Source organism: Streptococcus sp. 116-D4 (genome assembly GCF_009731465.1).
In the GTDB taxonomy this organism is placed as follows: Bacteria; Bacillota; Bacilli; order Lactobacillales; family Streptococcaceae; genus Streptococcus; species Streptococcus pseudopneumoniae_E.
In genome coordinates, this window is record NZ_AP021887.1 from 1,255,822 (window position 1) to 1,268,323 (window position 12,502).

Here is a 12,502-nt window from a genome sequence, read left to right on the forward strand (position 1 = left end):
TGTTTTGAGCAGCCTGCGGCTAGTTTCCTAGTTTGCTCTTTGATTTTCATTGAGTATAAGTTCATTTTCATACGAGCTGGACTAGAGCTTATTCTAAGGCACTAGCTCCTGCTACGATTTCTGTAATTTCTTGTGTAATCGCCGCCTGTCTGGCACGGTTATACTGAATTGTCAAATCATTAATGACTTTCTTAGCATTATCTGTTGCTGTTTGCATGGCTGTCATACCAGCAGCATTTTCAGCTGTCTTGGCATCAATAATAGCGCCGTAAATCATACTTTCTGCAAACTGGGGCAATAACTGTTCCAAAATTTCTTCTCGGCTTGTCTCCAATTCAAAAGTCAAGCTGTAGTCTTCATCTGCTTCATTGGGATCCAAGTCAACAATCGGAAGCATTTGTTCCACACGCATTTGACTGGTGAGCGTATTGACATGGTGGTTGTAGCAGACATAGAGTTCATCAAAAAGTTCATTTTGGTACATTTCAACAGTTTTTGAAATAATCTTACGAACTTCATCAAAGCTTGGTTGGTCTGCCAAGCCACGTAGTTCATAGAGTGGTTGAATACCGCGAGCTTTAAAGAAATCAGCTCCCATTCCACCAATACAGATCATTTCAAAACCTTTACCGTCTGGATGGTATTCTTCCTTCAACTCCATAACGGCTTTCAGAATAGAGGAATTATAACCTCCAACCAAACCACGGTCTGAAGTAATGACGATATAGCCTGTCTTCTTAACTGGACGACTAATCAACATCGGATTAGTTGAACTACCAGCTCCATTGCCATGAAGGATATCCGTCAAGAGTTTACGAACTTTCTGAGCATAAACTTGGAAGTTGCGAGCAGCTTCTTCAGAGCGACCTAGCTTAGCAGCTGATACCATTTGCATGGCATTAGTGATTTGACTCGTATTTTTTGTAGAGGCGATTTTTGTTTTAATATCATTTAGAGATACTGCCATTTGACACCTCTATTCTTATTGGAAGCTGCTCTGATTGAGAAACTCTGTAATCGCAGCATCCAAGACTGCTTCTTCTGGCAAGTCTTTTGTATCACGAATGGTTTCTAAAATCTCTGGATGTCGAGCGTCAAAGAAGGCATGGAACTCTTCCTCGAAACGAACAATATCATCTACTGGAACAGTATCCAAGAAACCATGTGTCAAAGCATAGAGAATAGTTACTTGTTTCTCAACAGGTAGCGGTTTGTGAACAGGTTGTTTCAAAACTTCAACTGTACGACGGCCACGGTTCAACTTAGCCTGTGTTGCCGCATCCAAGTCAGAACCAAACTTAGTGAAGGCTTCCAACTCACGGTATGAAGCAAGGTCGATACGAAGTGTACCAGCAACCTTTTTCATGGCTTTGATTTGTGCAGAACCACCTACACGAGATACAGATGAACCCGCATCAATGGCTGGACGAATACCTGCATTGAAAAGACCATCACCAAGGAAGATTTGTCCATCAGTGATTGAAATCACGTTGGTTGCGATATAGGCAGAGATATCTCCTGCTTGTGTCTCGATAAATGGTAGGGCTGTAATAGATCCACCACCAAGTTCGTCAGAAACCTTAGCTGAGCGCTCAAGCAAACGGCTGTGAAGGTAGAAAACATCCCCTGGGAAGGCTTCACGGCCTGGAGGACGACGAAGCAAGAGTGACAGTTCACGATAAGCTACCGCTTGTTTTGAAAGATCATCATAAACAATCAAAACATGCTTCCCTTGGTACATAAATTCTTCCCCCATGGCAACCCCAGCATAAGGAGCTAGGAAAAGCAATGGAGATGGTTGTGAAGCAGAAGCTGTCACAACGATTGTGTAGTCCAAGGCGCCGTACTGACGTAGTGTTTCTACTTGCGTACGAACTGTTGATTCTTTTTGTCCAATCGCAACATAGATACAAATCATATCTTGATCTTTTTGGTTCAAGATTGTATCAATCGCAATGGTTGTTTTCCCTGTCTGACGGTCACCAATAATCAACTCACGTTGACCACGACCAATCGGTACAAGAGCGTCAATAGCTTTCAAACCAGTTTGCAATGGTTCTGATACAGACTTACGTTGCATAACACCAGGAGCTGGCGCTTCTACTGGACGAGTTTTATCTGTGTGGATTTCTCCAAGACCGTCAACTGGACGACCAAGCGGGTCCACAACACGACCAATGAGACTTTCACCTACTGGGACTTCCATGATTTTACCTGTACGGCGGATTGTATCGCCTTCACGGATATCTGTAAAGTCACCTAGGATGATAATACCAACGTCTGTTGACTCCAAGTTTTGAGCCATACCATAAGAGCCGTTTTCAAAAATCAATAGCTCTCCACTCATGGCATTTTCAAGGCCATGAGCACGCGCGATACCATCCCCGATATAGGTTACAACACCTGTTTCAGTCACATCAAAATTGGGTTTGAAATTTTCAATTTGTTGCTTAATTAAAGCGCTGATTTCTTGTGCGTTAATTGCCAAAAGAACACCACTTTCTATTTCAAATTTTCTTTAACAACTTTAAGTTGTTGTTTAATACTCGCATCAATTGTCTTGTGATTGGCAAAAATGGCAAAACCACCAATGAGACTTTCATCGATTCGTTCTTGTACATTCCTTACTTTAAGAGACATTTTTTTCTCAATCAAGGGGAGTAAGCGACTCTTTTGTTCATCTGTTAAAGGATGAGCAGAAGTAATCGTCACTTCAAATCGATTTGTTTCTTTCTCAAGTCGGTTCAAACAATCCACAAGAATATCATAAAAAAGATTTGCTCTGTGGTTGTAGATAAGAACCTGAATGAAGTTTTGCAATAAAAGCGACACAGAGTCTTGAAAGAAAGAGATTGTTTTTTCCTTATCATACTCGTCTACTGCCACTTTTTTTAAAAAAGAAGGTAAACCTGTTTCTTCAGCAACTTGCTTGATTTGAGTCAAGTCTGAAAAAACACGGTCTTCTTCTCCCTTTTCAAGTACCAATTGGACAAAAGGCATGCTGTATTTTTCAATTACCTTTACTGTCTTTTTATCCATTAAGCTTCCCCTAACTGATCGATATACTGATCAATGAGTTCTTTATGGGCATAGCCATCAAGGTTTTGAGAGATGATTTTACTAGCCAAACTAACTGTCAAATCTGCTACCTCATCCTTAACGCTTTGTAAAGCTTCAACTTTGTTTTGCGCAATTTCTTGGTTTGCTTTTTCTTTTAAGCGTCCTGCTTCTAGTTTAGCATCTGCTAAGATATTTGCCTTACTTTGTTCAGCTGTTTCCTTTGCATTTTCAATGATTGTCTTGGCTTCTTTACGACTACCTGACAATTCATCTTCACGTTTCTGAGCCAACGCTTCTGCTTTTTGGCGTGCCTGTTCAGCACTGTCAATATCAGTAGCGATTTTCTCTGCTCTTTCCTCGAAAATACTTGTTATATTTGACCATGCAAATTTTTTAATCAAGACTAGCAAAAGAATAAAAGAGCCAGCAATTAAAATAAAGTTACCAATCAATTCACCTACTGTAACGTGCATCAGTTACTCCTTTCTACTCTTCTTCATCATTTATCTTATTTCCTAGGTACATAGAAGACAACATAGTAAACACATAGGCTTGGATGCAGGAAATAAATACAGAAAAGGCTGTCCAAGCCAAGTTAGCACCAAAAGCAACTGGATACCAATATAAAGCTTGATGAGACAGAGTGATTAGCAAACTAGCCATCACCTCTCCTGCAAAAATATTCCCAAACACCCGCAAGGCAAGTGATAAAAAGTTGGTAAACTCTTCTAAGATGTTCATGGGGGTCATGAAGCCAGGTGTGACATAGGCTTTTAGATATTTTTTTACCCCACGACGACGAATACCCTCGATGTGTGTCAATAAAATAACACCAAAGGATAAGGCTAAGTCATACTGTATATTTGCAGTTGGAGATGTCCAAAGGTTGGTTCCATCTGTAGACTGTATCTTAGCCATCAAACCGAGGTTATTTGCCAGTACCATAAATAGAAAAAGAGCAAAGAAAAAGAGCGAGTAGTCTTTCATGTAGTGCTTACCAATGTTAGGTTCTGTAAATCCAATAACGAAGTCATAGAAATACTCAAGTACATTTTGCTTTCCTTTGGGTTTCAAGGTCATATTGCGACTCGCCCAATAAATAAAGCCAAAAATAACTCCCACAATCAACAAGGTCATGGCTAACATGGTCAAATCAAAGGTAACAGGACCAATAGAGATGGTTGGATTAATACTTTCTTCCATCTAAAATCCTCCCTTTTCTTCTCGTTCCGTTTGTCTATTTGATGATAAATGAGAAGACGAGGGTAATCAAGAACGTTCCTTCAATAAAGGCAATCCCCATAATCATCAAGCTACGCAATTCAGAAATAATGTCTGGTTGGCGAGCTGCAGATTTAAGCAAACCGTTCATCAAAAATCCTTCCGCAAGGGACACACCCATACAGGCAAGACATAGACCAAAATATGTTAAATTCATGATAAATTCTCCTTTTGAATTAAAACTTACTTACTTAGTGTAGTCCTAAAATTTCGATTTGTCAACTTTTTACTAACATTGAAAGCGTTTAATAGAAATTATTTACAATTTTGATATTTTTTGATCTTACTATATAGAAAATTTTGGAAAAAGCTTGTAATAAATCCAATTTTTATCTAGACTTTTCTGAAAAATCCGAGATAAAATCTCGGATAAAAATGTGTATATTTTTCTTTAAACTTTATTTTATTTAGTCAGTAGAATCAAAGACAAGGCAAGTAGAGAGATTTCTTTACCAACCTTGCTACTCTCATTAAGCACGAACTGTGACGCTCGTTCCATCTTCTTTGTAAAGATTAATCAAACCTTCTTTCAATGCACGGACCATGTCACCTGCTTGTACTGGTTGTGGAACCTTGATGGTTAAAAGTTCCATTGGATTTGGAGCACGATCGATTTTATTGCCTTTAGCATCGTGCAAATCTTCGACATAAGTTTCAAAATGGCGGAAACCTGGACCATAAAATTCAACTTGGTCCCCTTCGTTGATAACGTTCCGTTGGCGAATGGTTGCTGTTTGCGTCGCTTCATCATAAGAAACAACTTCAGCTACAAACTTGTACTCTGGGATTTTACGACGAGCACCAAACAACTGCTCATTTTCAGATGGTGTACCATAGTAGAAACCTGTTGCTAATTCACGTTGGGCAACCTTCCACATCTCATCAATCAAGTCTTGCTTAATAGCTTCAAACTTCTCTGGACTTTCTAGGTAAGCATCAACAGCTGCCTTGTAGCAGTTGGTTACTGTTGAAACATAGTGAATAGACTTCATGCGTCCTTCGATTTTTAGACTGTCCACACCATTTTCAATCATATCTGGAATATGGTCAATCATAGACATGTCAACAGCTGACATTGAAAATTCTTCTGGAATCTCACCTTTCAAGCTCTTGCGTTCTTTCCCAAATGGCATATCGTAAAGATCGTACTTCCAACGGCAAGATTGAGAGCAACCACCACGGTTAGCATCACGCATACTCATGTGATTTGAAAGCGTACAGCGACCTGAGTAGGAAATACACATGGCACCATGTACAAAGGCTTCAATCTCAACGTCTGTACGTTTGCGAATTTCTGCCAATTCTTCCATAGAAACCTCACGCGCCAAAACAACGCGAGTCAATCCAAGTTCTTTCCAGAATTCAAGAGTTTCATAGTTAGTGGCACTGGCTTGGGTAGAGAGGTGGATTTCAAGTCCTGGTGCTTCTGTTGCTGCAATCATGATTAAAGCTGGGTCAGACACGATAACCGCTGCAATCCCAATATCACGCAACTTACGGAACCATTCTCCGGCACCCTCTTCGTTTCCTTCGTGCATGACCATATTAGCAGCTACATAAACCTTAGCACCGTACTTAGCAGCGAACTGGACGCCTTCTTCCATCTGTTCAAAGGTAAAGTTTCCGGCACGGCTGCGTAGACCATAGGCCTGACCACCGATAAAGACAGCGTCTGCTCCATACTGAACAGCCACTTTTAGTTTTTCTAGTGTTCCTGCAGGTGATAGAACCTCAGGACGTTTCAAAGTTTTTGTCATTTTTTCTCCTATTTGCAATATAAAAGTTTGACGTTTTTCCTTCTCATTTTATAGTAAATAAGCCATAAAATCAAGCCTAGACAGATTGTTTTGACAATTCTAATCTTTTAAGTTATGCATAATAACTGCTAAACTGTAGAAAATTAACCTAGTCCTAACAAGTAGTCAAAAAGCTTGATAAAATAAAAAACCAGTATCCAAAGATACTGGCTCATTAAACTACTTAAATTAGTCCTTAGATGACTACTCCCACTCAACGGTTGCAGGTGGTTTACTTGTAATATCATAGACGATACGGTTAACGTGGTCAACTTCGTTTACGATACGAACAGAGATTTTTTGGAGAACTTCCCAAGGGATCTTAGCGAAGTCAGCTGTCATACCATCGATAGAAGTGATAGCACGGATAGCGATGGTGTAGTCGTAAGTACGACCGTCGCCCATAACACCAACTGAACGAACGCCAGTGTTAACAGTGAAATATTGCCAGATGTCGCGGTCAAGGCCAGCTTTAGCGATTTCTTCACGAAGGATAGCATCTGATTCACGAACAGTTTCAAGTTTTTCTTCAGTAATTTCCCCCATGACACGGATAGCAAGTCCAGGTCCTGGGAATGGTTGGCGCCATACGATGTGGTCTGGCATGCCAAGTTCAGTACCTAGTGCACGAACTTCATCTTTGTAAAGAGTGTTAAGTGGCTCGATCAGTTCAAACTGCATGTCTTCTGGAAGTCCACCTACGTTGTGGTGAGACTTGATGGTTTGAGCAGTATCGGTACCAGACTCAATCACGTCTGTATAGAGTGTTCCTTGAGCAAGGAATTTCACATCTGTTAGTTTGCTTGCTTCGTCATCAAAGACATAAACAAACTCGTTACCGATAATCTTACGTTTTTGTTCAGGATCAGATACACCAGCCAATTTATCAAGGAAACGTTTTGCAGCATCTGCTTTGACGATGTTCAACCCAAACTTACCACCAAGCATATCCATAACTTGGTCCGCTTCTCCTTTACGAAGAAGACCGTGGTCTACAAAGATACAGATCAATTGATCTCCGATGGCTTTTTGGAGAAGAACCCCAACAACAGAAGAGTCAACACCACCAGAAAGTCCGAGAAGAACACGTTTGTCTCCAACTTTTTCACGGATTTGTTTGATTTGCATCTCGATGAAGTTATCCATAGTCCAGTCACCTTTGGCACCACAGATGTTTAAAGCAAAGTTACGCAAAATATCATAACCGTGAACTGAGTGGCGAACTTCTGGGTGGAATTGGATACCGTAAATTTTCTTATCAGGGTTTTCAATAGATGCATAAGGACAGTCTGCAGAAGTTCCAGTACGAACAAAGTCAGCAGGAATTTCCGTTACAGCATCACCGTGGCTCATCAAGACAAGTTGCTCTTCTGGAGTACCCGCAAAAAGAGCTGATTCTGTGTGAGTCAATGTTGATTGGCCGTATTCACGGTTACCAGCGTCACCTGCAGGAACAACTTTTCCTCCAAGTTTGTGAGTCAATAGCTGCATACCATAGCAGATTCCCAAAATCGGAATTCCAAGTTCGAAGATTTCTGGGTCAATATCGAATGAACCATCTTCGTATACAGAGTTTGGACCACCTGAAAGGATAATTCCCACAGGATTGATTTCACGAACTTCAGCAGCTGAAATTTTATGGCTCTTTAGTTCTGAAAAAACACCAATCTCACGGATTCGGCGTGAAATCAGCTGGTTGTACTGGCTACCATAGTCCAATACGATGATTTTTTCGACATCTTTCAAATCAGTTGAAATGTTACTCATCTTTTTCCTTTCTCAAAAGAAATATCTTTTTCCAATATTCTATCACAAATAAGGCCGAATTACCAACTAAACAAGGCGAAGTTTGACTTTTTCTTGTTTATTGGGGTACAATAGAGAAAAGATAGAAATGAAGTGAAAACATGCTACCAGCTTATATGAAAATCCATGATCAGATTAAAAAGGATATTGACGAACATCGTTGGGCTATTGGAGAGAGGCTTCCCAGTGAACGAGATTTAGCAGAGCAGTTCGATGTCAGTCGTATGACCCTCCGCCAAGCAATTTCCCTCTTGGTCGAAGAAGGTGTTCTTGAGCGCAGAGTTGGAAGTGGTACCTTTGTATCCAGTACACGTGTACAAGAAAAGATGCGAGGGACAACCAGTTTTACTGAAATTGTCAAATCCCAAGGTAAAGTTCCCTCTAGTCAACTCATTTCCTACAGAAAAACTATTCCAAATGAGCAAGAAGTTGCCAAGTTAGGAATTACTCCAACGGAAAATATTATCAGAATGGAACGTGTTCGCTATGCCGACCAAGTTCCTCTGGTTTATGAAGTTGCATCCATTCCTGAGAAATTCATCAAGAACTTTAAAAAGGAAGAAATCACCAGTCATTTCTTCCAAACCCTGCAAAAACATGGCTATCGTATTGGCAAATCACAACAGACTATTTATGCTCGCCTTGCTAAGGAAAAAATCGCCCACTATTTGGAAGTTGAAAAAGGACATGCTATTCTTGGTTTGACCCAGGTTTCCTACCTAGAAGATGGTACTGCTTTTGAATACGTAAAAAGTCAGTATGTAGGCGAACGCTTTGAATTTTATCTTGAAAATAATTAGATTACTATGCAAAAACTCTCTGTCACGGACAAAGAGTCTTTTTTATTTCTCTAAGAGTAAATCTTTCAAAGAAATCAGAGTTACAGCAAACAATATCATTGCCATGCCAAGAAAATCAATAGGATAAAATTGTTCATTCATAATCAGAAAGGCAAAGAAAACTGCCGAGATTGGCTCAATTGAAGCCAACAAACTTGACTTAACTGGTCCAATCAGACTGGCTCCTTTTAAGAACGCTGTATAGGCAAAGACAGTCCCGATAAGGATAATGCCCGCAAAAGCAAGGAGAAAATCAAGACTAGTCGGTATATTGGCCTGTAGAACCCCTGTAAAAGGAAGGGCGACCAAACCAGCTATGACCATTCCCACACCAATGACCAAACTGCTACCCCACTTCTTAATCAAGGCTATGGGCAAAATGATATAAAGTGCGTAAGTTAGGGCAGAAAAGAGTCCCCAGAACAGGCCAGCAGGTGTCATAGATAACTGGTCCAACTGCCCATGAGTGGCGATCAGAAAGGTCCCTCCGATGGCTAATATGATAGAAACAATCTCTCCCAGTGTCGGTGCTACCTTATCCTTGATACAGCTATAAATCAAAATCCCGACAGGGCAAACATACTGAAGCACCGTCGCGGTCCCTGCATTGGTTTCCTGAATAGCAGTTAGATAGGCAAATTGATTGAGGAAGAGGCCAATTAGAGCAAAAATGAGAAGAGACAGCAAACTTTTTCTATCCTTTAAAAAGGCCAGCATTCTATCCTTTGCAGTAGCATAAGCCAAGACCATGAGAATCCCACCGGCGATTAAAAGTCGTAAGTTAGTTAAAACCAGAGCCGAAATTCCGTGTGCCATCAGGTATTGGCAACTCGTTCCTGACAAGCCCCAAGCAATCCCAACCACAACTGTTAATAGAGTCCCTTTTAAACTGTCTGACATGTCTCTCCTTACTCTTCTTTACGAATCAAGTCCATCACTTGATTGCGGTCTACAATCCATTGAGCACGTTCATCCTTTTCATAGGTACGATTCGATAGGAAAATGGCTGCTTCTTGCTTCTGACGATTCCACATGATAAAGGTGCCTGTATAGCCCGTATGGTCTAACCAATCTCCTTCCAAATTCCATGCCAAAGAACGTTCCTTGTCATCCAAAGGAGAAAAATTTTTACTCAAAGCTCTTGCAAAGTCATCTACTAAATAGTGTTCTAAAAAGATTTGTAAATCCTTTACAGTCGAAAACAAACCAGCACTACCTGCATGTCTGCCCAGGAGGCGAGCCTTGGGATCATGTACCAGACCTACCTCGACACCTCTGACGGTTGGAACAGCTAGCTCAACAGGGCCAAACTGGGTTTCCGTCATTCCCCAGGGTTGCCAGACTCGTTCTTGTAAAATCACATCCAAGTCTTGATTAAAGATTCTTTCCAAAATAAAGCCCAGAAGTAAAAAATGGACATCCGAATAAAGAAAGGCTGGCTGACTTCGTCTCTTGAGATGAAACATCGCTTCCTTTAATTCTGAAGCTGTTAAAAGGTCTCGATTGGGAATAAAAGGATCAAGATTTGTTGCGTGAGTCAAGAGCTGGCGGATAGTGATGTCTGAATAATCACTTTCAGCTAAAAAATCTGTTACCGGTCTGTCAATATCTAATTGACCTTTTTCCCACAAAAAGGTACAAACTGTGCCAACCCCTACAACCTTGCTGACACTGGCTAGGTCATAAACGAGTCCTTCCTCAGTCTGCAAGCCATGCTCTGGGTCACTTTGGCCTAAATAAAACTCCGTCCATTGATTGTCCTTAAAATACGCAAAAGAGGCTCCGGGATAAATCCCTGCCTCGATTTGTTCTTCTATTTTTTTTATAATCTTGGACCACTTCATACTGCTTCAAACCACAATTCAACATTATTTCTATCTTTACAACGGAAGAATTTGTCAGACTTAGGAATAAAATATTCGGTAGACTCAAATTTCTTGCGAAGACTGGCTATGTCTAATTCATTGACCAAGAACTTGAGCATAGATAAGTCCCAAGTAACCGTATTGTCCACAGTCAAATCTTGTCCCTGAGCTGGGATAAAATCAATGAATGCCCCAATTTCAGATGATCCCATGAAACTTTCGATATCAGTTGGGAAATGTAATTCCATAGAAATCTCAAATTTACTCAAAGAAATTGATTCCAAATCTGTTTGAAATACAGGTTTTTCCTCTACTTCTACTAAACTTTCTCTGTCATCTTCCGCATGAATCAAAATTAAATCATCTTCTGGTGAGAAAACTTCAAAAGCGTAGCCTTTTTGACCTTTATATAATCGATGAATCGAATCTGTTTTAGATAAGAGTCCTTCAATTTCTATGGGATTTTCCACCTTGATAATCAGTTTAGCCAGCTTTTTTCTTCCCTCTACCTTACGAGTACGCATGCTGGGAGCTTCTTCTAAAACCAGCTTTTCGAGACCAGTTTGGTCCCCTAGTGATAAATAGGCCGATTCTTCTAACAAGGCCTTCATGCCAAGGGTTTCAATATAAAATGTTTCATTTAATTTTCTATTATTAACTTTTAAAGTAGGAATAATCCGTACAATTTGATTTACATTCATAAATTCCTCCAACTCTTTTATTTTAATGGATTTTAGATTTTTTTACAAGATATTATACTCAAATTTACCGATTTTTTGTAAAAATATCACCTAAAAAACCGGGGATTTCCCCGGTTTTAATTTCTTATAGGTAAAGGAATTTGAAGATAGCTACTGCCGTAATTGCTGCTGCAATCGGTGCTACTACTGGTACCCAAGAATACCACCATTTTGAATCGCCTTTGTGCTCACCAAGAACTGATTTTGGAAGGAAAGCATGAAGGAGACGTGGTCCAAAGTCACGGGCCGGGTTCAAGGCAGGTCCTGTAGGTCCGCCAAGTGATGTTACCAAAGCCATAACAAGGAATCCAAGTGCCAAGTGAGCAATTCCAAGACCAGATGTCATAAACGGTGCTACTTGTTCTTTAGCTTGATCAAGTGCGGCTGTTACTTGTTCTTGAGGAATTGTTTGACCTTGAGTAGTTGCTTGAGCAACTTGAGCATTGATAGCTGCTTGTGCTTTTGATACTAGTTCAGCACCAAAGAAGTTTTTAGTCATTCCAAGAGCTGCAAAGAAAAGAACAAATGAACCAATAAACTCGTTTACAAAACCGTTAACAGTTGCTACAAAGCGTGATTCTTTTGTACCTTGATCCAAACTTGAGATTGTTGAGAAAGTACCCAAGATATTATTTGGATTTTCAGTTTTCAAGTAGTATGGGCGGTGTGTTGCAACAACCAAGGCTTGACCAAAGATTGCTCCCAAAACTTGCATAATGATGTAAGGTGCAACCTGAGCCCAAGGGAAAAGTCCGCTAACTGCTAGACCAAGAGTGAAGGCTGGGTTGATGTGGTTACCTGATACGTTACCAAACATCAAAGCTGGAATCATAACCCCCATACCGTAACCAACAGCAATAACGAGCCAGCCACTTTGGTGACCTTTCGTACCTTTAAGTTCAACGTTAGCAACTGCACCATTTCCAAGAATGATCAAAATAGCAGTTCCCAAGAATTCTGTGGCATATTTAATAGCCCATGTAAAATCCATTTGATAGATTCTCCTTAAAATTTTTTAGACAATCCTTATTCTATCAATTTTTAAGCCTTTTAGCAACAGGTTTTCTAAAAGAATATATAAGAAAGCGGTTTTATTATGCTACTATTAGTCCGTC

Annotated in this window: 13 protein-coding genes; 1 reads left to right on the forward strand and 12 read right to left on the reverse strand. The window is 40.2% G+C overall.

Going from position 1 to position 12,502, the window contains the following annotated elements:
* Positions 1-88: 88 nt before the first annotated feature.
* The 8 genes from UKS_RS06455 to guaA all read right to left on the reverse strand — a co-directional run bounded on the left by UKS_RS06455 (position 89) and on the right by guaA (position 7,904).
* Positions 89-967, reverse strand: a complete 879-nt coding sequence (locus UKS_RS06455) for a F0F1 ATP synthase subunit gamma (RefSeq protein WP_125393933.1) — start codon at positions 965-967, stop codon at positions 89-91.
* 15 nt (positions 968-982) lie between these two features.
* On the reverse strand, positions 983-2,488 hold the full coding sequence (gene atpA / locus UKS_RS06460; RefSeq protein WP_156012251.1) for a F0F1 ATP synthase subunit alpha: 1,506 nt from the start codon (positions 2,486-2,488) through the stop codon (positions 983-985).
* Between the two features lie 14 nt (positions 2,489-2,502).
* The gene (locus UKS_RS06465; protein WP_117305203.1) at positions 2,503-3,039 is read right to left on the reverse strand and encodes a F0F1 ATP synthase subunit delta; all 537 of its coding nucleotides are present in this window, start codon (positions 3,037-3,039) and stop codon (positions 2,503-2,505) included.
* Positions 3,039-3,533: a F0F1 ATP synthase subunit B gene (atpF, locus tag UKS_RS06470; protein ID WP_156012252.1), complete on the reverse strand. Its 495-nt coding sequence runs from the start codon at positions 3,531-3,533 to the stop codon at positions 3,039-3,041. Before atpF ends, UKS_RS06465 begins: the two co-directional genes overlap by 1 nt.
* Before the next feature lie 13 nt (positions 3,534-3,546).
* A complete protein-coding gene (atpB, locus tag UKS_RS06475) occupies positions 3,547-4,263 on the reverse strand; it encodes a F0F1 ATP synthase subunit A (RefSeq protein WP_156012253.1) in 717 nt (238 codons plus the stop codon).
* 34 nt (positions 4,264-4,297) lie between these two features.
* Positions 4,298-4,498 (reverse strand): F0F1 ATP synthase subunit C, encoded by a 201-nt coding sequence (locus tag UKS_RS06480; RefSeq protein WP_049497680.1) that lies wholly within the window; start codon positions 4,496-4,498, stop codon positions 4,298-4,300.
* 313 nt (positions 4,499-4,811) lie between these two features.
* Positions 4,812-6,098 (reverse strand): peptidase U32 family protein, encoded by a 1,287-nt coding sequence (locus tag UKS_RS06485; RefSeq protein ID WP_156012254.1) that lies wholly within the window; start codon positions 6,096-6,098, stop codon positions 4,812-4,814.
* Positions 6,099-6,341: 243 nt separating this feature from the next.
* Positions 6,342-7,904 carry a glutamine-hydrolyzing GMP synthase gene (gene guaA, locus UKS_RS06490; protein ID WP_156012255.1) on the reverse strand — a complete coding sequence of 521 codons (1,563 nt, stop codon included), beginning with the start codon at positions 7,902-7,904 and terminating at the stop codon, positions 6,342-6,344.
* A gap of 140 nt (positions 7,905-8,044) precedes the next feature.
* On the opposite strand from guaA, the gene UKS_RS06495 reads away from it, so the two are divergent.
* The gene (locus tag UKS_RS06495; protein ID WP_156012256.1) at positions 8,045-8,743 is read left to right on the forward strand and encodes a GntR family transcriptional regulator; all 699 of its coding nucleotides are present in this window, start codon (positions 8,045-8,047) and stop codon (positions 8,741-8,743) included.
* 42 nt (positions 8,744-8,785) lie between these two features.
* On the opposite strand, the gene UKS_RS06500 is transcribed toward UKS_RS06495, so the two are convergent.
* From UKS_RS06500 to gla, 4 genes are all read right to left on the reverse strand, one after another.
* Positions 8,786-9,682, reverse strand: coding sequence for a DMT family transporter (locus UKS_RS06500; RefSeq protein WP_156012257.1), 897 nt, complete (start codon positions 9,680-9,682; stop codon positions 8,786-8,788).
* 8 nt (positions 9,683-9,690) lie between these two features.
* Positions 9,691-10,626, reverse strand: a complete 936-nt coding sequence (locus tag UKS_RS06505) for a serine hydrolase domain-containing protein (RefSeq protein ID WP_156012258.1) — start codon at positions 10,624-10,626, stop codon at positions 9,691-9,693.
* Complete coding sequence (locus UKS_RS06510) at positions 10,623-11,348, reverse strand: CppA N-terminal domain-containing protein (RefSeq protein ID WP_156012259.1); 726 nt, start codon at positions 11,346-11,348, stop codon at positions 10,623-10,625. Before UKS_RS06510 ends, UKS_RS06505 begins: the two co-directional genes overlap by 4 nt.
* Positions 11,349-11,472: 124 nt before the next feature.
* A complete protein-coding gene (gla, locus tag UKS_RS06515; RefSeq protein WP_156012260.1) occupies positions 11,473-12,378 on the reverse strand; it encodes an aquaglyceroporin Gla in 906 nt (301 codons plus the stop codon).
* Positions 12,379-12,502: the final 124 nt, after the last annotated feature.

Excerpts from the sequence above, each read along its gene's own strand:
- UKS_RS06455 (WP_125393933.1), bottom strand. The coding sequence starts at position 967 with ATGGCAGTATCTCTAAATGATATTAAAACAAAAATCGCCTCTACAAAA.
- UKS_RS06465 (WP_117305203.1), bottom strand. The coding sequence starts at position 3,039 with ATGGATAAAAAGACAGTAAAGGTAATTGAAAAATACAGCATGCCTTTT.
- atpF (WP_156012252.1), bottom strand. The coding sequence starts at position 3,533 with ATGCACGTTACAGTAGGTGAATTGATTGGTAACTTTATTTTAATTGCT.
- atpB (WP_156012253.1), bottom strand. The coding sequence starts at position 4,263 with ATGGAAGAAAGTATTAATCCAACCATCTCTATTGGTCCTGTTACCTTT.
- UKS_RS06480 (WP_049497680.1), bottom strand. The coding sequence starts at position 4,498 with ATGAATTTAACATATTTTGGTCTATGTCTTGCCTGTATGGGTGTGTCC.
- UKS_RS06485 (WP_156012254.1), bottom strand. The coding sequence starts at position 6,098 with ATGACAAAAACTTTGAAACGTCCTGAGGTTCTATCACCTGCAGGAACA.
- guaA (WP_156012255.1), bottom strand. The coding sequence starts at position 7,904 with ATGAGTAACATTTCAACTGATTTGAAAGATGTCGAAAAAATCATCGTA.
- UKS_RS06495 (WP_156012256.1), top strand. The coding sequence starts at position 8,045 with ATGCTACCAGCTTATATGAAAATCCATGATCAGATTAAAAAGGATATT.
- UKS_RS06500 (WP_156012257.1), bottom strand. The coding sequence starts at position 9,682 with ATGTCAGACAGTTTAAAAGGGACTCTATTAACAGTTGTGGTTGGGATT.
- UKS_RS06505 (WP_156012258.1), bottom strand. The coding sequence starts at position 10,626 with ATGAAGTGGTCCAAGATTATAAAAAAAATAGAAGAACAAATCGAGGCA.
- UKS_RS06510 (WP_156012259.1), bottom strand. The coding sequence starts at position 11,348 with ATGAATGTAAATCAAATTGTACGGATTATTCCTACTTTAAAAGTTAAT.
- gla (WP_156012260.1), bottom strand. The coding sequence starts at position 12,378 with ATGGATTTTACATGGGCTATTAAATATGCCACAGAATTCTTGGGAACT.